The organism is Rhizobium sp. GW821-FHT14E12 (assembly GCF_058803745.1).
Window position 1 is genome coordinate 543,225 of record NZ_JBXAPH010000001.1, and the last position, 20,650, is coordinate 563,874.

Annotated in this window: 24 protein-coding genes; 7 read left to right on the forward strand and 17 right to left on the reverse strand. The window is 60.6% G+C overall.

Annotation, left to right across the window (positions count from 1 at the left end; all coding sequences use genetic code 11):
• The first annotated feature begins 13 nt into the window (after positions 1-13).
• Complete coding sequence (locus tag AC1RO0_RS02690; RefSeq protein WP_498591419.1) at positions 14-544, forward strand: gamma carbonic anhydrase family protein; 531 nt, start codon at positions 14-16, stop codon at positions 542-544.
• Positions 545-596: 52 nt separating this feature from the next.
• Here the strand turns inward: AC1RO0_RS02690 and AC1RO0_RS02695 are convergent, their stop codons facing one another.
• Genes AC1RO0_RS02695 through AC1RO0_RS02705 form a run of 3 tightly spaced genes read right to left on the reverse strand, consistent with a single transcriptional unit; the run spans position 597 to position 2,690 of the window.
• On the reverse strand, positions 597-995 hold the full coding sequence (locus tag AC1RO0_RS02695; protein WP_174051781.1) for a Fur family transcriptional regulator: 399 nt from the start codon (positions 993-995) through the stop codon (positions 597-599).
• Positions 992-1,819 carry a zinc ABC transporter permease subunit ZnuB gene (gene znuB / locus AC1RO0_RS02700; RefSeq protein WP_498591420.1) on the reverse strand — a complete coding sequence of 276 codons (828 nt, stop codon included), beginning with the start codon at positions 1,817-1,819 and terminating at the stop codon, positions 992-994. Before znuB ends, AC1RO0_RS02695 begins: the two co-directional genes overlap by 4 nt.
• Positions 1,812-2,690 (reverse strand): ATP-binding cassette domain-containing protein, encoded by an 879-nt coding sequence (locus tag AC1RO0_RS02705; RefSeq protein WP_498591421.1) that lies wholly within the window; start codon positions 2,688-2,690, stop codon positions 1,812-1,814. Before AC1RO0_RS02705 ends, znuB begins: the two co-directional genes overlap by 8 nt.
• A 105-nt stretch (positions 2,691-2,795) precedes the next feature.
• On the opposite strand from AC1RO0_RS02705, the gene AC1RO0_RS02710 reads away from it, so the two are divergent.
• From AC1RO0_RS02710 to AC1RO0_RS02720, 3 genes are all read left to right on the forward strand, one after another.
• Complete coding sequence (locus tag AC1RO0_RS02710; RefSeq protein WP_498591422.1) at positions 2,796-3,719, forward strand: zinc ABC transporter substrate-binding protein; 924 nt, start codon at positions 2,796-2,798, stop codon at positions 3,717-3,719.
• Positions 3,720-3,811: 92 nt separating this feature from the next.
• Complete coding sequence (gene zigA, locus AC1RO0_RS02715) at positions 3,812-5,017, forward strand: zinc metallochaperone GTPase ZigA (protein WP_498591423.1); 1,206 nt, start codon at positions 3,812-3,814, stop codon at positions 5,015-5,017.
• Positions 5,014-5,202 (forward strand): hypothetical protein, encoded by a 189-nt coding sequence (locus tag AC1RO0_RS02720; protein WP_498591424.1) that lies wholly within the window; start codon positions 5,014-5,016, stop codon positions 5,200-5,202. The genes zigA and AC1RO0_RS02720 overlap by 4 nt, the downstream gene beginning before the upstream one ends.
• Positions 5,203-5,212: 10 nt before the next feature.
• On the opposite strand, the gene AC1RO0_RS02725 is transcribed toward AC1RO0_RS02720, so the two are convergent.
• The 14 genes from AC1RO0_RS02725 to AC1RO0_RS02790 all read right to left on the reverse strand — a co-directional run bounded on the left by AC1RO0_RS02725 (position 5,213) and on the right by AC1RO0_RS02790 (position 18,433).
• Positions 5,213-5,947, reverse strand: coding sequence for a PAS domain-containing protein (locus tag AC1RO0_RS02725; RefSeq protein WP_498591425.1), 735 nt, complete (start codon positions 5,945-5,947; stop codon positions 5,213-5,215).
• Positions 5,948-6,219: 272 nt separating this feature from the next.
• A complete protein-coding gene (locus AC1RO0_RS02730; RefSeq protein ID WP_498591426.1) occupies positions 6,220-7,152 on the reverse strand; it encodes a lipid A biosynthesis lauroyl acyltransferase in 933 nt (310 codons plus the stop codon).
• A 5-nt stretch (positions 7,153-7,157) separates the two neighbouring features.
• Complete coding sequence (locus tag AC1RO0_RS02735) at positions 7,158-8,186, reverse strand: zinc-binding dehydrogenase (protein ID WP_007696688.1); 1,029 nt, start codon at positions 8,184-8,186, stop codon at positions 7,158-7,160.
• A gap of 54 nt (positions 8,187-8,240) precedes the next feature.
• On the reverse strand, positions 8,241-9,527 hold the full coding sequence (locus AC1RO0_RS02740; RefSeq protein WP_498591427.1) for a beta-ketoacyl-ACP synthase: 1,287 nt from the start codon (positions 9,525-9,527) through the stop codon (positions 8,241-8,243).
• A gap of 12 nt (positions 9,528-9,539) precedes the next feature.
• Positions 9,540-10,745, reverse strand: coding sequence for a beta-ketoacyl-ACP synthase (locus AC1RO0_RS02745; protein WP_498591428.1), 1,206 nt, complete (start codon positions 10,743-10,745; stop codon positions 9,540-9,542).
• Between the two features lie 43 nt (positions 10,746-10,788).
• On the reverse strand, positions 10,789-11,262 hold the full coding sequence (locus tag AC1RO0_RS02750; RefSeq protein ID WP_153365373.1) for a 3-hydroxyacyl-ACP dehydratase FabZ family protein: 474 nt from the start codon (positions 11,260-11,262) through the stop codon (positions 10,789-10,791).
• A gap of 122 nt (positions 11,263-11,384) precedes the next feature.
• Positions 11,385-11,669, reverse strand: coding sequence for an acyl carrier protein (locus AC1RO0_RS02755; protein WP_012651689.1), 285 nt, complete (start codon positions 11,667-11,669; stop codon positions 11,385-11,387).
• Positions 11,670-11,880: 211 nt separating this feature from the next.
• Positions 11,881-12,309: a L,D-transpeptidase gene (locus AC1RO0_RS02760; RefSeq protein ID WP_498591429.1), complete on the reverse strand. Its 429-nt coding sequence runs from the start codon at positions 12,307-12,309 to the stop codon at positions 11,881-11,883.
• A gap of 122 nt (positions 12,310-12,431) precedes the next feature.
• Positions 12,432-13,412, reverse strand: a complete 981-nt coding sequence (gene cbiB, locus AC1RO0_RS02765) for an adenosylcobinamide-phosphate synthase CbiB (RefSeq protein ID WP_498591430.1) — start codon at positions 13,410-13,412, stop codon at positions 12,432-12,434.
• A complete protein-coding gene (cobD, locus tag AC1RO0_RS02770; RefSeq protein WP_498591431.1) occupies positions 13,409-14,407 on the reverse strand; it encodes a threonine-phosphate decarboxylase CobD in 999 nt (332 codons plus the stop codon). Before cobD ends, cbiB begins: the two co-directional genes overlap by 4 nt.
• Complete coding sequence (locus AC1RO0_RS02775; RefSeq protein ID WP_498591432.1) at positions 14,404-15,711, reverse strand: cobyrinic acid a,c-diamide synthase CobB; 1,308 nt, start codon at positions 15,709-15,711, stop codon at positions 14,404-14,406. The genes cobD and AC1RO0_RS02775 overlap by 4 nt, the downstream gene beginning before the upstream one ends.
• A complete protein-coding gene (gene cobA, locus AC1RO0_RS02780) occupies positions 15,708-16,556 on the reverse strand; it encodes a uroporphyrinogen-III C-methyltransferase (protein WP_498591433.1) in 849 nt (282 codons plus the stop codon). The genes AC1RO0_RS02775 and cobA overlap by 4 nt, the downstream gene beginning before the upstream one ends.
• Positions 16,557-16,862: 306 nt before the next feature.
• The gene (locus AC1RO0_RS02785) at positions 16,863-17,813 is read right to left on the reverse strand and encodes a nucleoside hydrolase (protein WP_498591434.1); all 951 of its coding nucleotides are present in this window, start codon (positions 17,811-17,813) and stop codon (positions 16,863-16,865) included.
• A gap of 215 nt (positions 17,814-18,028) precedes the next feature.
• Positions 18,029-18,433: a cobalamin biosynthesis protein gene (locus AC1RO0_RS02790; RefSeq protein ID WP_498591435.1), complete on the reverse strand. Its 405-nt coding sequence runs from the start codon at positions 18,431-18,433 to the stop codon at positions 18,029-18,031.
• A gap of 148 nt (positions 18,434-18,581) precedes the next feature.
• Here AC1RO0_RS02790 and AC1RO0_RS02795 point away from each other — a divergent pair, with 148 nt between their 5' ends.
• The 3 genes from AC1RO0_RS02795 to AC1RO0_RS02805 all read left to right on the forward strand — a co-directional run bounded on the left by AC1RO0_RS02795 (position 18,582) and on the right by AC1RO0_RS02805 (position 20,634).
• Positions 18,582-19,367: a TSUP family transporter gene (locus tag AC1RO0_RS02795; protein WP_498591436.1), complete on the forward strand. Its 786-nt coding sequence runs from the start codon at positions 18,582-18,584 to the stop codon at positions 19,365-19,367.
• Positions 19,368-19,468: 101 nt separating this feature from the next.
• Entirely contained in the window at positions 19,469-19,834 is a 366-nt protein-coding gene (locus AC1RO0_RS02800; protein WP_498591437.1) for a nuclear transport factor 2 family protein, read from the forward strand.
• A complete protein-coding gene (locus AC1RO0_RS02805; RefSeq protein WP_498591438.1) occupies positions 19,831-20,634 on the forward strand; it encodes a helix-turn-helix domain-containing protein in 804 nt (267 codons plus the stop codon). The genes AC1RO0_RS02800 and AC1RO0_RS02805 overlap by 4 nt, the downstream gene beginning before the upstream one ends.
• Positions 20,635-20,650 lie beyond the last annotated feature (16 nt).

Here is a 20,650-nt window from a genome sequence, read left to right on the forward strand (position 1 = left end):
CAAGGAGAACCCAATGCCGCTCTACGCCCTTTCCGGCCTGGTGCCGAAGACGCCCGAACCCGGCCTCTACTGGATCGCGCCGGACGCCACGGTCATCGGCAAGGTCGAGCTTAGCGAAAATGTCGGCATCTGGTTCGGCGCGGTGCTGCGCGGCGACAACGAGCCGATCGTCGTCGGCAAGGGCACGAACATCCAGGAAGGCGCGATGGTGCATACCGATCCCCGCTTTCCCGTCACCATCGGCGAAGGCTGCACCATCGGCCACCACGCCATCATCCACGGTTGCACCATCGGCGACAATTCGCTGATCGGCATGGGCGCCACGGTGCTGAACGGTGCGAAGATCGGCAACAACTGCCTGGTCGGTGCCAATGCGCTGGTGACCGAAGGCAAGGAATTTCCGGATGGCTCGCTGATCGTCGGGGCGCCAGCCAAGGCGATCCGCGTGCTGGACGAAGCCGCCATCGAAGGCCTGCGCCGCTCGGCGCGCAACTATGTCGCCAACTGGCAGCGTTTTGCGCGGGATCTCAAGAGACTGGATTAGACGGCGTTCCCAAAAGTGTATTCGGTTCTGGGATAAAACGCCGTCCAGAGACTTAAGCCGCGCAGCTCGCGCAATGGCCGCGGATTTCGATGGTCGATTTCTCGGCCTTGAATTTCTGCGATTTCAGCCAGCCCATCAGCCGGTGATCCACTTCATGGTCGTGGAATTCGGTCACCTGCCCGCAGCTCTCGCAGATGGCGAAAGCGACCAGGCCGTGGCTGTGGCAATTTTCATGCGGATGGGCGCAGGCAACGAAGGAGTTGATGCTCTCCAGCCGATGCACGACGCCATATTCCAGCAGCTTGTCCAACGCCCGGTAGACCTGCAGCGGCGCGCGGAAGCCGTTGTCGCGCAGCTTGTCGAGGATGGTGTAGGCGCTGAGCGGACCTTCCGCCTTGGTCAGGACATCGAAGACAAGCGTCTGGTTCTTCGTGAGCATCGGAGTGGTCATGATTCCTGTCCTCCTTGTTGCGCCGCCGGCGCGCTACCCCTGCGAACAAGGGGCAACAGACTGAAGATAAATAGGATGAGCGCCGCGACCACGATCGACGGGCCGGACGGCGTGTCGTAGCGCAGCGAGCCGAACAAGCCACCAACGACGGCAACCGCACCGACGAGCGAGGCGAGAACTGCCATCATCTCCGGCGTCGCGGCAAAACGGCGCGCGGTGGCGGCGGGAATGATCAGCAGCGCGGTGATCAGCAGGATGCCGACGATCTTCATGGCGATGGCAATGACGACGGCCATCAGCAGCATGAAGAACAGCTTGGCCCGCTCCGGCCGCAAGCCCTCGGCCTCGGCCAGTTCCGGATTGACGGTGGAGGCAAGCAGCGGCCGCCAGAGCCAGGCGATTGCCGCCAAGACGAAGAGACCGCCGCCCCAGATCATCGCGATATCCGAGCGGCTGACGGCGAGAATGTCGCCAAACAGGAAGGCGATGAGATCGATCCTTACCCAGCTCATGAAAGCCACGATGACGAGGCCGATCGCCAGCGTCGCATGCGACAGGATGCCGAGCAAAGCATCCGCCGACAGTGCCTGCCGGCGCTGCAGGAAGAGCAGCAGGATCGAGACGGTGGCCGCGACCGCAAAGACGGAGAGTGTCAGATTGAGCTGAAACAGCAACGACAGCGCCACACCAAGCAGCGCCGAATGCGAAATCGTATCGCCGAAATAGGCCATGCGCCGCCAGATGATGAAGCAGCCGAGCGGTCCGGTGGTCAAAGCAAGACCGACGCCGGCGACGACCGCGCGCAGGAAGAAGTCGTCAAACATGGCGCTCTCCCTCGGCGTGGTGATGCCCATGGTCATGGTGCTCGTGATCATCATGATGATCATGGTCGTGATGGCCGTCATCGGCGTGGCAATGATCGGTGATTGTGCCGTCGGCATGCTGCACCCGGCCATCGGGCAGATGCGTATGATCGTGATGATGGCTGTAGATCGCCAGCGATTGCGCTGCCCGCGTGCCGAACAGCCTGACATATTCCGGGCTCTGGCTGACCGCCTGCGGCGTACCGCGGCAGCAGACATGACCGTTGAGGCAAACAACCGTGTCGGTTTCGGCCATGACCACATGCAGGTCATGAGAGATCAGCAGGATGCCGCAGCCTTCGGAATTGCGGATCGACTTGATCAGATCGTAAAGCGCGATCTCGCCGCTGAAATCCACGCCTTGCACCGGCTCGTCCAACACCAAAAGATCCGGCTTGCGGGCGATAGCCCGCGCCAGCAGCGCCCGCTGGAACTCGCCGCCGGACAGATGCTGCACCTCGGCCTTGGCGAGATGGGCGATCCCCACAGCCTCCAGCGCTGCCCTCAGTTCGGTTTCGGGCAGAGGACCGGTCAAGGTCATCAGGCGGTGGACGCTCAACGGTAGTGTCCAGTCGATTGCAAGCTTCTGCGGAACGTAACCAACCTTGAGGCCGGCGATACGCTCGACGCTGCCTTCATCCGGCTTCAGCACGCCGATCGCCGTCTTGGCGCTGGTAGATTTGCCGGAACCGTTTGGGCCGATCAGCGTCACGATCTCGCCGCGGCTCACCGAAAAATCGACGCCGCGCACCAGCCAGCGGCCACCACGGCGGACGCCGACATCATGGAGCGACACCAGCGGCCGTCTCTGATTGTCCACGGAAGAAAGCATGAAATTTCCACTTGCGCTGTTGCGCCTTGCTATCGCACACGTTATAGCATAACGCAATTGATGTAATAACATAACAGACCCATTCAAGGGCGATCGCGCAGGACTATGATAAAGACTATCCTCCCTCTCCTGCTCTCCGGATTTTTCGCCAGCGCCGCAATCGCCGCCGATGCGCCGGAGGTGGTGGTGTCGATCAAGCCCATCCACTCCCTCGTGGCCGCAATCATGGACGGAGTCAGCACGCCAGAGCTAATCGTCGACGGCGCCGCCTCGCCGCATACCTATGCGCTGAAGCCCTCGAACGCGAAGGCGCTGGAAGCCGCCAAGGTGATCTTCTGGGTCGGTCCCGGCATGGAAGCCTTCCTGGAAAAGCCGCTTTCGGCGCTCGGCTCCAACGCCCTCGTGGTCGAACTCGACAAGGCGCCTGGCATCACCAAGCTGAAATTCCGTGAGGGCGGTGCTTTCGAAGCGGATGACGATGGCGACGAGCCCACGGATCATGATCACGATCATGCGGAGTTCGACACGCATCTCTGGCTCGATCCGCACAATGCCAAGGCGATGACCGCCGAAATCACCACCACATTGGTCGCCGCCGACCCCGCCAACGCGCTGACCTATGAGGCCAATCAGAAGGCGCTGGACGACAGGCTGGACGCGCTCGACGCGGAAATCACCGCCACCCTCGCCCCGGTGAAGAGCAAGCCCTTCATCGTCTTCCATGATGCCTATCAGTATTTCGAGCGCCGCTATGGCGTGCGCGTCGCGGGCTCGATCACGGTCAGCCCGGAGAGCATTCCCGGCGCGCAGCGCATATCGGAAATTCATGGCAAGGTCGCCGAACTCGGCGCCACCTGCGTCTTCGCCGAGCCGCAATTCGAGCCGAAGCTGGTCAACGTCGTCCTTGAGGGTACATCCGCGAAATCCGGCGTGCTTGACCCGGAAGCGGCAACCCTACCGCAAGGCCCGGATCTCTATTTCGACCTGATGCGCGGCATCGCCAACTCCTTGAAAACCTGCCTCTCCTGAGACAGGCATCCTATCGCCGAAGAGAGCGAGCCATCTGCTCGCTTTTTTCAAGTCCACAAACGTAATGATATTACATTACAAACGAGGTTGCCATGAACAAGAAACTCCCGGTCACCGTCCTCTCCGGCTTTCTCGGCGCCGGCAAGACGACGCTGCTCAATCATATCCTCAACAACCGCCAGGGCCTGCGAGTCGCCGTCATCGTCAACGACATGAGCGAAGTGAACATCGATGCCGCGCTGGTGCGCGACGGCGGCGCCAATCTCTCGAGAACCGAAGAGCAACTCGTCGAAATGACCAATGGCTGCATCTGCTGCACGCTGCGTGACGACTTGCTGAAAGAGGTACGCCAGCTCGCAGCCCAGGATCGCTTCGACTATCTGCTGATCGAATCGACCGGGATCGCCGAGCCCCTGCCCGTCGCCACAACCTTCGAGTTTCGTGACGAAGACGGCAACAGCCTTTCCGATGTCGCCAGGCTCGATACCATGGTCACCGTCGTCGACGCCGCCAACCTGCTGGCCGATTACGGTTCTACCGACTTTCTCGCCGATCGCGGCGCAACCGCCGGCGATGGCGACAACAGGACCATCGTCGATCTCCTCGTCGAGCAGATCGAATTCGCCGATGTCGTCATCCTCAACAAAATCGGCGCGGCAAGCCCTGAGCAGCAGGACGCCGCCCGCAAGATCATCGTTGGCCTCAACCCCGACGCACGCCTGATCGAGACCGATTTCGGCAAGGTGGAACCGGCAGAGGTGCTCGGCACAGGCCGCTTCGACATCGACCGCGCCGAGACGCATCCGCTCTGGTACAAGGAGTTGCACGGCTTCAAGGATCATGTTCCGGAGACGGAGGAATACGGCATCCGCTCCTTCGTCTATCGCGCGAAGAAGCCGTTCTATCCCATGAGATTTCAGGAGTTTCTCAATCGTTCGTGGCCGGGTGTCGTGCGCGCCAAGGGCTTCTTCTGGCTCGCGACCCGCCCGCATTATGTCGGCGAGATGAGCCAGGCGGGTGCGCTGGTGCGTACCTCCAAGATGGGCCTCTGGTGGGCGGCCGTCCCGCAGGAGCAATGGCCGACTGATCCCGCCTTCAAGCGCGCTATCGGCCCCTACCTCGACCCGACCTGGGGCGATCGCCGCCAGGAACTGGTCTTCATCGGCGCCGATCCGATGGATCAACAGAAGATCACCGCTGAACTGGATGCCTGTCTCATTGAATCGGAGACATTCGCGCCCGAGCACTGGAGGAAACTGCCGGACCCATTTGCGAGTTGGAGCAAATCAGCCGCATGAGCGAACCGAAAGCCATCAGTTTCCGGTGCTTCTGCTTCGAATGCGAAGCGGAAGACAGCGAGAAAAAACCAACAACAATACCGAAAGCCGCTTCAGCGGCTTTCGGTCAGGAAGAGAAAAACAGTAACAAACAGGCGGCCCGCAGACTTGCGGGCACGCTCGAACGTTTGTTGTTCGGCGCCTGAAACGGCGTGATTAGGCCACCAGCATGCTGGCTGGAACGACACTGACTTCATGCACGACCAGCAGCGCACCGATCACTTCGCCTCTGGGCTTGGTGGCCCGCAGCGGCGTCATGCGGCAATGCAAGGTCTTGCCGGCATCCGTCGGATGCTGGGCCGGAAAGAGGCAATCGACCGTCTCGCCGACAAAGCAGGCATCGAGCTTGCTCCTGAAGCTGCTCTCGAAGCACTCGGAGCCGATGAACTCGGCAAGATGCCGCCCCACCAGTTCGATCGGCTTCGACTTCAGGAATTCGGAATTGGCTGCGTTGCTATAGAGATAACGGTAATCGCGCGTGATCACGGCGACCCGATCCGGCAGGCTGTCGAGAATGACGTCATTCAGAACGTTGTCCTCGTCGAAACCTGAGGCCTCGCTCTCGTGCTCGTCTCTTTCCGCAGAGAATGCCAGCAACACATCCGCCGCCGCATCGCTGGCGCCGCCAAAATAGCGATCGATCAGCAACGATAACGTCGCAGAATTACGCAACACGCGCGAACGGTCATCCGATTCTTCGCGAATGAGATTGCTCATGAATTGGAGTTGCATGTACATTTCAAGAAGACTGTTGGCCTTGTAGGCCATAATAGCCGCTATCAGCGGTTCCAATTCGCGATCTAGAGAACTAACCAGTTCGTCATCACCCAGCTTGATCGCACGTTGAATCTGGGCACATTTCGTGGAGAAGGCATGAAAGAGTGCCAGCAAATTGCCCTCCTGCCCTTGCCCATAAACAACTATCGGGCCTCATTCCCGACGCTATCATGACCAAGGATTTTCAGCTTGGTGTCCGCAATCTCACCAAACTTTCTGTAAATTGAAATAACATGACTTACCCTCACGTTCAATCCTGTGATGAATGGAAGTTCTCGGAAAAGGCGAATTTTTCGAAAGCAAGGGCTTACCCAAGGTCAAGTATGCGACCTATTGGGGTTAAAACTGGCTCATTTTGACACAAACCACTCTGTTTCGGTAATATTTTAGAAAACAGTCTTCTTGATATTCCAGCGATCGTGGTACCAAAGCCACTGTTCGGGATACTCCCTCACCCAGCTTTCGACCTTGTCGTTCAGCAGTTGCGCGGTAGCCGGCAAATCCAGGTTTCCGCGCTCGTCGCGAGGCATTTCCAGCCTCGGTTCGATCTCCAAACGATAGCGATTGCCCGGCAAACGTATGCATCTGGCCGGATAGACCTCGCAATTGAACTGCCGCACCAGCTTCGGCAACAGCGGATTGGTCTTGACATCGCGACCGAAAAACCGGGTCTTCAGCCCCTTGCGGAATTTCTGGTCGACCAGCACGCCGACCCCGCCGCCGTTTTCCAATTGCCGGGCTAGCGTGAAGGACGATCCGGCATGCGAAGGCACGAGACTGCCCATACGCTTGGCACGAAAATCAAAGACTTTCTGTGCCACATACGGATTATTGGGGGGGCGAAAGAGCACGGTGACCTTCAGTCCGAAGGCCGCGCCGGCTACCGGTAACAACTCGAAGTTGCTCGTATGCCCGGTAAAGACGATGAATGGCCGCGGGTTCTCCCGCAGGTCGAGAAAGATCGGAATGCCCGACACTTCGATGCGGCCCGGCTCGTCGCGAGACGGATCAAAATCGAACAACCGGTCGAGGAAAACATATTCCGCCGCCAACCGCCCCATATTGCCCCAGCTCGCCAGCGCGATTTCCCCGATCTCCGTCTCGCTCTTCTCGGGAAAAGCATTGCGCAGATTGGTCAGCATCAGCTGGTGACGGCGCATACGCGGCCCGATTTTCCGCGTCAGCCAGTCGGCAAAATTGATGCCGCCATCGGCCGGAAAGAGCTTCAGGAAGTTCAGGAACCCGAAGATGACCTGCGCCACCAGCCACTGTTGGAAGTTTCTGAGCGCAATGACGATCCGGGTAATGACGAGCTTCACGCCGGTCAATCCATCTTGAGGATGATCTTGCCGAAGATCTGACGCGATTCCATCCGCTCCAGCGCACGGTCGATATCGCTGAAGCTCACTTCGGTGTCGATCACCGGATGCACCAGCCCGCGCGCCATCTTCTGCATGGCGTTCGCCATGTTCTCCATGCGGCAGCCGAAGGAACCAAGCAGCTTCAGCTGCTGCTGGAACAGCATCATCAGGTTCATCTCGGTGGATACGCCCGAGGTCGAGCCGCAGGTGACGAGACGACCGCCACGCTTCATGCAGAGCATGGAGCCGGCCCAGGTGTCCTTGCCGACATGTTCGAAGACGACGTCGACGCCCTTCTTCTTGGTCAGCTTGCGCACCACGCCCTCGAAGCGATCGGTGCGGTAGTTGATAACGTGATCGGCGCCCAGCGCCTTGGCCTTTTCGATCTTGTCGTCGGAACCGACGGTGGTGATGACGGTGCAGCCGATCTTCTTGGCAAGCTGGATCGCCGCCGTGCCGATGCCCGAGCCGCCGGCATGTACGAGGATCGTCTCGCCTGGCTCCAGCTTGGCATTGTCGAACAGCATGTGCTCAACCGTACCGAAGGTAACGGGCGCCAGCGCCGCGCCGATCGCATCGACACCGGGAGGAGCCGGAACCAGCAGGCGCGCCGGCAGATTGACCTTCTCCTGTGCAAAGCCGTCGAGATGGAAACCATGCACGCCGCCGACATGTTCGCAGAGATTATCGCGACCTTCGCGGCAATGACGGCAGAGGCCGCACGTACGGGCGCCATAGATCGACACAAGCTGGCCCGGCAGCACATTGGCAACGCCCGGCCCGATCGCTTCGACGACACCGGATGCTTCCGCACCGATCACCAGTGGCATCTTGCGCTTGGCAAATGCCATGCCGCGCCAGCCCCAGACGTCGATATGGTTGAGGGCGACCGCCTTGACGCGCAAGGTCACCTCGCCCGCGCCTGGAGCCTCCGGCTCCGGCAGATCGGTGATCTCAAGTTTGCGGTCGTCGATCAGTTGCAAAGCACGCATGGCAAAATCCCTCGCCCCTTGGGCGCAGTTATGTCTTGTTCTTCAAAAGTCCGATTAAGCCGGTTCGAGCGCCATGACAAGGCTGGCGTTCTGTCCGCCGAACCCGAAGGAGTTCGAAAGGATGGCGCTGACCTGCTTTTCACGCTTCTCGTTCGGCACGACGTCAAGGATGATCGTCGGATCGGGGTTGTTGTAGTTGATGGTGGGCGGCAGCGTGCCGGTCAGCATCGTTTGCAGCGAGAATACCGCCTCGACCGCACCGGCCGCCGTCAGCGTATGGCCGATCATCGACTTGTTCGACGAAACCGGGATGGTCGGCAACCGTTCGCCGAAGACGGCCGACATGGCGCCATATTCCATCTTGTCGTTTTCCGGCGTCGATGTGCCATGGGCATTGATATAGCCGATATCCGTCTCGGCCATGCCGGCATCGGCAAGGGCTGCGCGGATCGTCGCGATCGCCGGGCCGCCGTCAGGCGACGAGCGGGTGCGATGGAAGGAATCGGCCTTGTCGCCGGCGCCCTTCATGATGCCGAGGATCTTCGCGCCACGGGCAACCGCCGATTCCAGCGATTCCAGCACCAGTGTCGCCGCACCCTCGGCAATGACAAAGCCGTCGCGGTCCTTGCTGAAGGGCTTGGATGCCTTGGTCGGCGGATCGTTCTGCGTCGAAAGAGCCGACAGCAGAGAGAAGCGGATCAGCGCTTCCGCGCTGAGCGACCCATCAGTCGCGACCGTCAGTGCCCGCGTCGTACGGCCCTGGCGGATCGCCTCGATACCGAGCTGGATCGCAGTGACGCCCGATGCACAGGCCGTGGACAGGGTCACCGGCAGGCCGCGCGTGCCGAAACGATCGGCAAGGCGCTCCGAGATGGCGCCGAACAGCGCCGCCTCGTGGAAAGCCGGATCGGGACGCCGACGCATCGCAGCAAGGAAGCGATCATAGGCATCGCCCGGATGATCGGCCGGAGGCGAGCGGTCGGCAAGGGCGAAACGCGCACTCCATTCCGGCTCGATCGGCGGCGCGGCCAGGAAGAGCGGTGCGTTGAAATCACCGGAAAGCCCGGCCTGCGCAAGTGCCTCGATCGTCGTTTCGCGAGCAAACGCATAAGAGCGCTCGACAGCGTTCGGCGCCGGAATATCGATGAAATCCACCGTGCCGGCAATGCGCGTCGAAAGCCCATCGGTCGGAAAGCGGGTGATGCCGTGAATGCCCGACGTGCCGGAGGAAAGCGCGTTCCAATTGTCCTGCAATCCCTGGCCGAGCGAAGTAATGATGCCCATGCCGGTAACAGCGACGATGGGGCGGCCGAGATGATCCTTATAGGCGGATGCGGTCATGATCCTAACTCCTCACGCTTCGGCGGACAGGACGGCGATGCCTTCGCCGCGCGCGTGGCCAACGGTCGTCACGACGGCCTTCGTCGCTCCGGTCTTCATCGGCTTCTCGTGTGCGGCGTCGAAAGCCGGCACCTTGGCCTTGTTGGCGATGGCCAGCGCCGCAAAGGCGATCCCGAGCGGAAACTGGCTTTCGAGCCCGTGGCCGGAAACTCCGGCATAGCCGCGAATGGCAGAGGCAGGCAGCTGCGCCTCCAGCACGGTCTTTTCGCGCGTTGCAAGATCGGCAATCGCTGTCGTGCCGCAGAAGACGACCGTGTCGTCACCCTGCGCGTCCTTGGCGGGTGCGAGCAGGCGCTCCAGACGCGCCTCGAACTTGCCACCGTCGCGACTGCCGCGATCGCCTTCGATCGCGTCGAGCGTCGCATAGATGCGCGCGCCCCGCGCTTCGGCATGGGCGCGGGATTCAAGCACGAGGAATGCACCAAGCGAACCCATGATCATACCGCCGCCGTTTTCCGGCTTGCGGGACCAGAGCGGATGCCAGTCGCCGATCGCATGGGCGTTCACCGATTCGAACAGCAGCATCATGTCCTGCCGCTCGGCAGAAAACGCACCACCGACCAATGCATGGCTCGATTCGCCCGACTTGATGCGATGGAAAGCTGTCTCGACGGCCGAGATGCCGGCGGCCTCCTCGCCCATGAAGGTGCGCGACGAGCCCGTCACCTTATGAACGATCGAAATATTGCCGGCCAATAGATTGGAGAGCTGCGCCAGGAACAGCGTCGGCCGCAGTTCGGTCGTCAGCTTCTCGTTCAGCAGCAGCTCGCGGTCATTGCGCTTCAGGCCCTCATCGACGATCAGCGTATCGACATTGAGGTCGCGCTCACCGCCGCCGGCCGCAACAATCATGTCCATGCTGCCGCACGCCTCGAGATCGTCCTTCAAGCCGGCATCGTCCAGCGCCAGGCCGGCGGTGAAGACGCCGATGCGCTGCCAGTTCTCCATCTGCCGCTGATCGCCGCGCTTCTGGATCTGCTGCGACCAGTCGATCTCCGGCAGCGGATGCACGGGATAGGGTTTGAATTTCTCGGTTTCGACGATGGTCGTCGGCGTCTTGTCCGCGGTCAGCAGGGCGACATGCGCTTCCTTGCCGACACCCTGACAAGTGACGATGCCGACACCCGTGATCACCACATCATTCTGAGCCTTGCTCATTCATCAATCCTCTAAGAATGCGGCGCCATGCAAGCCGGAAGCTTCAGCCATTGGCGGCGATGGCGTCGAAAAGCCCGACCTCGCCTGCCCGCTTGCGCACGATATCGGCGAGCGGCACCTCATTAAACGGCATGGTGCGCAGCTTCAACTGCGCATCGCAGATCTTCTTGCCGGCAATGGTGATCCGCGCCTTCGTCACCGCAAAGCCCGAGCCGTCATGCTCCAGTTCCGCCTCGATGTCGAGTTCTGCCTCGGGCTCGACGAAGGTCCGCATCTTGGCGCCATCGACCGACATCAGGAACGGCATGGAGGCGAAGTTGGTTGCCGCCAGCACCAGCATGCCGGACGCCTGCGCCATGGTTTCGATCAGGAGAACGCCGGGAACGAGCGGCATGCCAGGAAAATGACCTTCGAAAACAGGGCTCTTGGCCGGCACGACCGAATGCGCCTTCAACAGGCCCTTGGACAGATCGATGGACACGACCCGATCGATCATCTGGAAATATTCCAGCAGCATCAACGCCTCCGATCCTGCCCCGCTGACCTCTGATGGTCCGGGCAGGATACGATAGTTAAGAATGAAACCGCCCGGCCGCTATAGTCAGGAGCGGCTGGGCGGCAAAAATGCAAAGACGTTGCTCAGCCCTTGGCGGCGCGCAATTCGTCGATCTTGGCACAGAGATTCTTGAGGACGAAATATTCCTCGGTCGAAGCCTTGCCGTCGTTGACTTCCTGCGTCCACTGTTCCAGCGGAATCTTGATGCCGAATTCCTTGTCGATAGCGAAGACGATGTCGAGGAAATCCAGGCTATCGATGCCGAGATCGTCGATCGTATGGCTCTCCGGGGTGATCGTTTCACGATCGATTTCGCTTGTCTCAGCGATGATGTCGGCAACTTTGTCGAATGTAGCAGTCACGCCCATACCTCATGAAATAATAATTCAATCCCCCTCATAGGGAAATCCATTCCAAAAGCCAATGGTTTCCACCAGAAACCCCGGCAATTTGGCGGAGCACTGTTGCGTAAACAGCAAAGATGCCTCAGGCGCCTGGATGCGCCCGGCATGCGAGAAGGATGCGGCAGCATTGCGGCCTGACCGCAATGCCCGGCAAATTTGCCGGGACAAGGACCGATCAGTCGCTGATGACGATGCGGGTGTTCTTCAGCCCCGCTTCCGATGTCATCGAAAAGAAGGTTGCGGCGTTTCGCGGCTCCAGACGCACGCAGCCATGTGATGCCGGCCGGCCAAGGCGCTTCAGCTCATAGGTGCCGTGCACCGCATAGCCGCCGTTGAAAAATACCGCGTAGGGCATCGGCGCATCATCATATTTCTTGGAGCGATGATCGCGCGACAGCCATTTCGCCGTATAGGAACCGGTCGGCGTCACATAGCCCTTGCGCGCCGTCGATACTTTCCAACGATACTTGAGGACGCCGTCCTCGGAAACGGTCATCGTCTGTGAGCGAAGATCAATCTTGGCAACAACAGTTCCGGCCTGCGCCGAAGCAACATGAAACTGCAGGAATAGACATGCGGTAGCGGCTGCCAGTATCCGTTTCATCTTGTCCCCTTCCACCGTTTGCTTCTCTTTGAAACAATTCCGATGAAGGAAACCGTTATCATACATCAGATTATACTAAATTAATACATATGGTATGCGATTCATTAACGCAAACCGACCGGTCAAAGCAGCAGCAGGAAGGCCAGGAAAGCAAGGAGCGTCAGCATCGAGCAGGCGGAATAGAAGATCGAAATGCCCGCCTCGACATCGCTGACGGTGGCCGTATCCCGGCCGGAGCCATTGATCATCGGCTCGCGCACCACCTCGCCGCCATAGACGCGCGGCCCGGCGAGCTGGATATCCAGGGCGCCGGCCATCGCCGCTTCCGGCCTGCCGGAATTCGGCGACCGATGCAGCCCGCCATCGCGGACCGCGACGCGGATGGTGTTGCCGAGGGCCGAAATCCCCTTCTTGACGAGTGCACCGGCGGCGATCAGCAGGATCGACAGCCGTGCCGCCGGCCAATTGGCGACATCGTCGAGCCGAGCCGCAGCCCAGCCGAAATCGATATAGGTCTCGGATTTATGGCCGATCATCGAATCGGCGGTATTCAGCATCTTGTAGATAAACAGGCCCGGCAGGCCGAAAACGCCATACCAGAGCGCCGGCGCCACCACGCCATCGGAAAAATTCTCCGCAAGGCTTTCGATGGCGGCGCGGCAGACGCCGGGTTCATCCAAGGTCTCAGGATCCCGGCCGACGATGCGCGACACCGCGCGGCGTCCGCCTTCCAGTCCCTCGCTGCGCAGCGCAGCTGACACCTCTCCGACATGATCGGCCAAGCTCTTCTGCGCCAGGAATATCGCCACCAATCCCGCCTCGACCAGAATGCCGAACCAGCCGAAGAAAGCGAGCAGTCCATGAACGGCCCAGCCGGTAACGGCCGCGCCGAAGAGCAGCGCGACGATCGACATCACACCATTACGGCGACGTGTCAGATCCGGCAGATGCTCGGCATTAAAATGGCGATCGAAAAAGGTAATCGCCTTGCCGAACACCACGACCGGATGCGGTAGGCGCTGCCATAGCCAGTCGGGATCACCGATGATGCGGTCCAACAGCAATGCCAGGATGAGAATGAGCAAATGTTCGTCGATTATCATATCGAATAATTCTCCAGGACCCCGGCAAGCTTGCGGTCGGCCTCCTCGTTCGGAGCAAGTCCGAAGCGCAGCCAATTCGGCGCATAGTCGAACTTACGGACAAGAATATGATGATGGCAGAGATGGGAATAAATGTCGCTTGCGCGCTCGTCGGTAACGAGAGCAAACAGCCCGGTGCCGCCGGCAATGTTGAGTTTGGCTCTGTGAAGAACGGTATCCAGCGCCGCGCGCCGATCGAGAATGCGATTGCGGATAGCGGTGGTATCGCCGTCCATCAAGGATGCTGCCAGCGAAAGCGCCGGCCCGGAAACCGCCCAGGGGCCGAGCCAATCCTCGAAACGCGCGAGGATCGAGGCTTCCGCGATGACAAAACCGAGACGCAGGCCGGCAAGACCGAAGAACTTGCCGAAGGAACGGAAGATAATGAGGTTCGGCATGGTAGAAACATAGGGCGCGAGGCTGCCCTCGGGCTCCATATCGCCAAATGCCTCATCGACCACCAGCACGCCGCCGCGCTCTTGCAGCCGATCATGCAACTCCCGCAGCCGATCGACAGGCAGCATCCGGCCATCCGGATTGTTGGGATTGACGACGACCACAAGGTCATTGCCCTCGGTGACATCATTGATCTCGGTGACTTCGTTCAACGGCAGCCCGGCCAACGCAAAGGCTCGGGCATACTCCCCATAGGTCGGCGACAGGATCGCGACACTGCCGGCTGGTGCCAGTCGCGGCAAAAGCTGAATGACCGATTGCGTACCGGGAACCGGCAGCGGCAGGATATCGCCGCTGCGATAATAGCCCCTCGCTGCCTCTCGCGCCCGCTCCACCAGATATTGATCCGGCAACCGATGCCAGGCCGAAACGGGGATCTCGGGCAATGGAACGGGATTGGGGTTGATGCCCGTCGACAGATCGAGCCAGTCTTGCGGTCGTCCGCCATGAAGACGCGCCGCGGCGGTGATCCCGCCACCATGTACAATCCTGCCCGTCACGCGCCGTCACCGGCAAGGTCGATCAGATGCATATAGGACCCGGCGACATTGCCGCGCTGCAGGCCCGCCGCGCCGAGGTCAGCACCGAGCGCATCCGTGACCACGAACAGCCGATCCGCCTCGCCTTCCGAGACGATGGTCGAATAGTGAAATTCATGCGCCGTCATCGGCCGCTCGAAGAAAGAGCCGGCAAGCGGCGTCACACGCCGGTAGCCGAGATGGCGTTGACGCGTCTCATAGCTGGTGACAACCGGCAGCAGGCCAAGCATTGCGTGGCGCGTGCCTGTGGCATCCACCAATCCCTCGCCAAGTACCATATAGCCTCCGCACTCGCCGTAGATCCGCACGCCTCGCGCCGCCGCAGCCTTTATCCCCTCACGGAATTGCGTTGCAGCCGCGAGCTTGCCCGCATGCAGCTCGGGATAACCGCCCGGCAGATAGATGGCGTCCGCATCCGCCGCCGGAGCCTCGTCGGCCAGTGGCGAGAAAAATGAAATCTCCGCCCCGCGCCGGCGCCAGCCGAGCAGCATATGCTCGTAGCAGAAGGCGAAGGCGATATCGCGAGCAACGGCAATCCGCTGTCCAAAGGGCATGAGCCGCGCGACATTGGCGGCCGATGGCCGGACGACATTCTGTTGCGCGGCGCGCAGTAACAACCCGAAATCACACGCCTTGGTGAGTGTTTCCGCCGCATGTTCGATGAAGGCTTCCAGCCCTGCATGTTCGCCGGCCTGCACCAGCCCCAAATGCCGCTCCGGCAATGTCAGCCCCTTGTCGGCACGAATGACGGCGGCGACGGGAATACGAACTGCTTCCAGCGCCCGGCGCAACATCATCTCATGCCGGTCGCTGCCGACCCGGTTGAGGATGACGCCGGCGATGCGGATATCGGTGCGGAAATTGGCAAAGCCACTAACGAGGGCGGCGACCGACTGCGACATGCGCGAGGCATCGACCACCAGCACAACGGAAAGTCCCAGGAAAGCGGCAAGATCGGCCGGCGTGCCGGAGCCATCCGCGGCGCCGTCGAATAGCCCCATCATGGCTTCGATGACCAACATCCGGTCGCCGGCACGATGCAGCGCCGAATTGGCGGAGATCAGCTCATGGCGCATGGCCCAGGGATCGAAATTGAGGCATGGCGAACCGCCCGCTGCCGCAAGAAAGGCGGGGTCGATATAATCGGGACCGGCTTTACCCGGTGCAACCGCAATCCCCCTTTTCCGCAGCGCCCTGAGCAAGCCGAGCGTGATCGTGGTCTTGCCCGAGCCCGAGGCGGGAGCTGCGATCAACAGGCCGCTCATGCCGGCACCTTGCGGCCGCCACCCGCCCGCATCTCCGTTGCCGGAACGAGCTTACGGCCCGACAGAGCACCCAGCCAATCCAGAGAAGGCCGCAGCCGCACCACATCGCCGACCACGACAATCGCCGGCGGCTCCAGACCGGATGCGATGACATCGGCCTCAGCACGTCCGAGCGTCGTTTCCAGCACCTGCTGTGCCGGCGTGGCGGCATTGCAGACGAAGGCGACCGGCTCGTCGGCCGAGCGGCCGGCAGCGATGAGATTGGCACTGATCTGGGCGATATGCTTCATCGCCATATACATGACGATGACGGGCGACCCCTTGCCGATCGCCTCCCAATTGATCGCATCCGGCACGAGGCCGGAGGAATCGTGACCGGTGAGGAAAGTGACGGCGTGGTTGACGTCGCGATGGGTAACGGGAATGCCGGCATAGGCGAGACCACCGATCCCGGCGGTGATGCCCGGCACGATACGAAAGGGAATACCGTGCTCCACCAGCATCAGCGCTTCCTCACCGCCGCGCCCGAAGACGAAGGGATCGCCGCCCTTCAGTCGCAGCACGCGTTTTCCGGCACGCGCCAGCTCGACCAGACGCAGCGAAATGTCCCGCTGCTTGGCAGACGGCTTGCCGCCGCGCTTGCCGGCATATTCGAGTGTTGCGCCAGGGCGGGCGAGTTTCAGGCAATCCTCATTGACGAGCGCGTCGTGCACAATAATGTCCGCCTCCGCCAATCCCTTGGCCGCCAGCAAGGTCAGCAGCCCGGGATCGCCCGGTCCGGCGCCTACGAGCCAAACCGAGCCCGGCTCCAGCGCCGGCAGATTGGAAAATACGGTATCGTTCATTCCATCTGTCCTATGCCCGGATGGCAAAAATTGCAATCTTGAGAACGGGATAAGACGGCAGCAGCCGCACTCCTGTTTCCAGTACGGGATGATAAGGCAGACCGGATCCGGACGACGGCAACTGCGCGCTATTCGTTTTCCCGAAGACGACGAAAGGAAACCCGATTCAACGCTTTAAGTCTTTGACTCAAATTGCCATAAAGCACACGCAACAATTTGATAATATTATCAAATAAACAGAACTATAAACCAAGCCCCCTTGGAGAGGGCAGTATTGCCGCCCTCTCCAAGTCTAACTTCAACGGCTCATTTGCCGAGAATCGCGTCGCGGATCAGGTCGATCACCGCTTGCGAACGGATGCCGGTGCAGACGATCTGGCTCGGCAGGTTGTCCCATTCGTTCGCCGGGAAGTGCCGGCCGTTGGGCTTGACGATGGTCTGGCCGTCGGCAATGCCGCCGCAGACGACGCGCACCGCACCCTCGATCGCATCAAACAGCTCCGGCGCCACGACATAGACGCAAGCACAGCTATCGTGGACCATCATGCCGTCTTCGACGATATGGCCGTAGAAATCGATATAGGATTGCGACAGGTCCGACAGGAGCTGTACGGACGGGCCGCCGACTTTCGCCATATCGGCGAGATAGGTCCGGCTCATCGTCGTGACCGCCGTCACGTCGAGGCCAATGACCACAACCTTCCACGATGCGGTCATAACGGCATCTGCGGCTTCCGGATCGCCATGAATATTGGCTTCCGCCACCGGCGTGACATTGCCCGGAACGTAGAAATTGCCGCCCATGATGACGACATCCTTGACCAGCTTGGCGATCTCCGGATCGTGCTTCAGCGCCAGCGCCAGATTGGTCATGCGGCCGACGGCCACCAGCCGCACCTCGCCCGGATTGGCACGGACGGTATCGATGATGAACTGATAGGCCGGACGCGGATCGGTCGGCAGATCGATCGTTGCCGGCACTTCGATATCGCCGAGGCCGTTATGTCCATGCACGAAGGTCGGCCATGGCCGCTCCTGCCGCGAGGGATCGAACGTAACGCTGGCGCCACGGGCAACGGGGCACGGAATGTTCCACTCGCGCTTCAAAAACAGCGCATTGCGCGTCGTCGTATCGACAGACGCATTGCCGAACACCGTGGTGACGCCGAGAAGATCGATATCCGGATGGCGGTGCAGAAAGAGAAGCGCCATGGCGTCATCGACGCCAGGGTCCGTGTCGTAAATTACCTTGTGCATGATATTTCCTTCTTATCATTCTGATAAAATATAAGATTCTCCAAAAATGGCGCTGCAATTTCGGAGATCATGTTTCGGGATTGCCGGAGACACGCGAGAACCACGATCGGCGAGATACCCCACCATACCCACAGCGGCCATTTCCGCAATATCGGAAGCGAACCCAGGCAAATTCGTCACAGATTGCGACGAAACGATGCTGAGGGACCACTAGTTCAACCGATTTTTGCAATCGCCGCCGTGGCAAAAGCGGATTTGATTTTCGGAACGACAAGCTCTGCATCCGGTCCAGCCGCAGCCAATGCCGCCGCCTCGGCGACACCATGGCAACCGACATGGGCAAAGACGAGTTCGGATGGATTTTTCAAACGCGGCGTCTCCCGCTCCAGAGCCGCGACGTTGAAACACCGCAGTGGCAAGCGGAAATGCGTGGCCACCTCCAGCATCGCCGGCTCGTTCATTCGCGTGTCGATCGAGACCACTGCAAGGAGTTGATCGGCCCCTATCCCGGCCTCTTGCATGGCCCGTTCAGCAAGCAGACGCACATCATTCCAATCCGTTCCGCGCTCACAACCCAAGCCAAGAAGATAGCGGCGAGCAGAATTGGAATAGGTCGTCATAGTCGCTCCCCGGCGGCGGTTATGGTCAAACATATCTATCCAGCCATCTCCTGCCCGTCAATTTCGCGCAATGTGTCCCATCGGCAATTGCCTTGGCACAACAGGAATGCAAGAAGGCGCCTCGATTTCATGCCGCTGAGTTCCCGCCTTGCCAGACATTACCCTTCAACTGCTACTTCTGCTCTTTGCCGCCGCATTCTTCGCCGGATTTGTCGATTCGATCGCCGGCGGCGGCGGGTTGGTTACTGTGCCCGCCATGCTGCTTGCCGGCATTCCACCGTTGCAGACGCTCGGCACCAACAAGGTGCAGTCAATCTGCGGCGCAGCCTCCGCGACCATCGCCTATGCCCGCCAGGGCCATGTGCGGCTTCGCGAGCAATTGCCGATGGCATTGATGGCCGTGATCGGAGGCATGCTGGGCGCGGCACTGGCAACGATCATGCCCGGCAATGTCCTGCGCATCATCCTGCCGTTCCTGCTGATCGCCATCGCTCTCTATTTCGCCTTCAAGCCCAATCTCAACGATATCGAAAAACACCGCCGCATGAGCGCCGGCCTTTTCGGCATCACCTTGGTGCCACTGATCGGCTTCTACGACGGCGCCTTCGGCCCCGGCACCGGCTCATTCCTGATGCTCGCCTTCGTCACCCTCGCCGGCTTCGGCCTGCTGAAGGCGACCGCGCATACCAAGCTGTTGAATTTCGGCTCCAATCTCGGCGGGCTGATCGTTTTCATCTTCTCGGGCGCCATCCTCTGGAAGGTCGGCCTGACCATGGGCTTAGGTCAGTTCCTCGGCGCGCAAGTCGGCTCGCGGCTTGCCATGCGTATCGGCGCGCGGCTGATCAAGCCACTGCTGGTCATCGTCTGCATTGCCTTTGCCATGAAGCTGCTGGCGGACCCAACCAATCCAGTCCGGCTCTGGATCGGTTTCTAATATCGGCGCTTTGATTACCTGAGACGTAATTGATACTGCTAGCGGGCTCACCCATGATCGCCCTGCCTGAACGGTTCAGGCGATCAAAAGGAGATGACCCGATGACCGATGCGACAACCATTGCCGAACGCTATATCGCTGTCTGGAACGAAACCGATGCCGAACACCGGCGCGCGCTCATCACCGAGGCATGGACGGAATCCTGCACCTATATCGACCCGCTGATGCGCGGCGAAGGCCGCGAGCAGATCAATGCCCTGGTCGCCGCCGTTCATGATCGCTTCCCCGATTTCCGCTTCAAGCTCTCCGGTTCCGCCGATCGCCACGGCGACAATATCCGCTTCTCCTGGGATCTCGGCCCGGAAGGCAGCGAACCGCTGGTCAAGGGCACCGATTTCGCCATTCTCGATGGCGAGCGGCTGAAAGCCGTTCATGGTTTCATCGACCAGATGCCGGCGGCCGCATGATGATGCCCGCCCGCTCTCTCGGCGATTACCTGCGTGAATGGCGGCAACGCCGCCGTTTAAGCCAGCTCGAATTCGCCCTTGAAGCAGAGATATCGCAACGGCATCTCAGCTTTATCGAGAGCGGGCGCGCGCTTCCCAGCCGCGACATGCTGATGCATCTCGCCGAGCGGCTGGACGTGCCGCTTAGAGACCGCAATCCGATGCTGCTGGCTGCCGGCTTCGCGCCGGTTTTCCCGGAGCGTTCGCTGGACGATCCGGCACTTGCCCCGGCACGCCGGGCCATCGACCTCGTTCTGAAGGGTCACGAACCCTTTCCGGCATTGGCGATCGACCGGCATTGGACGCTGATCGCCGCAAACGCCGCGCTCGCGCCGCTGCTATCAGGCGTAGCCGACATCTCGCTGCTCGAACCGCCGGTGAATGTACTGAGGCTGAGCCTGCACCCCGACGGCCTCGCGCCCCGCATCCTCAACCTTGCGGAATGGCGCACCCATCTGCTCGAGCGCCTGCGCCAGCAGATCACAGCCACCGGCGATCCAATCCTCGCGGCATTGCTGAAGGAACTTGCAGCCTATCCCGCTCCGCCCGCACACAGGCCGAATCCGCATGAGCGCGATTATGCCGGCATCGCCGTGCCGCTCGAACTCACCACCGACGCAGGGCGCCTCTCCTTTATCTCCACAACTACCGTTTTCGGCACACCAGTCGATGTCACTCTGTCGGAACTGGCAATCGAATCCTTCTTCCCGGTGGATCAGCAGACGACTGATCTGTTGAGGGCAACGATGTCAGTCGGTTGAAGCACGTCGCTCCTCC